1 protein-coding gene is annotated in these 501 nt (G+C 61.5%); it reads left to right on the forward strand.

Features of this window, described 5'->3' with window-relative positions:
• A partial coding sequence (locus ACQCLF_RS16040) for an RHS repeat domain-containing protein (protein ID WP_426989103.1) occupies nt 1-501 on the forward strand: 501 nt, incomplete at both ends.

The raw sequence follows: 501 nt of genomic DNA on the forward strand, positions 1-501 counted from the left end.
AGTACAGCAGCTTCGACAAGCCCACTAAAATCAGCAAAGGCGGTCACACCACCCGTTTTGCCTACAGTCCGAGCCGGGCCCGCTACCTGCGCACGGACGAGAGCGCGCAGGGTGCCACCACCCTCACCCGCTACCTGGGCAATGTGGAGCGCATCACGCACCCGGGCGGTCGGTTGGAGATCAAGCGTCGCCTTCCCGGCGGCGCGCTGATCAGCTACACCCGCAGTGCCGACGGCCAACCGGCGGGCAAAACCACCCACTACCTGCACAAAGACCATCTGGGCTCGATCGACATCATCAGCAACGAGATCGGTCAATTGGTCGCGCGGATGAGCTTCGATCCCTGGGGCCAGCGCCGCGATCCGTTGAACTGGGGCCCATTGGTGGATAAGGCGTTAAGCGAACTCGAAACGAACATTACCGGCATCACCAAGCGCGGCTTCACCGGGCACGAGATGCTGGATGAGGTGGGTTTGATCCATATGAACGGGCGGATTTATG

This window comes from Marinimicrobium sp. ARAG 43.8 (assembly GCF_050113635.1).
GTDB lineage: Bacteria > Pseudomonadota > Gammaproteobacteria > Pseudomonadales > Cellvibrionaceae > Marinimicrobium.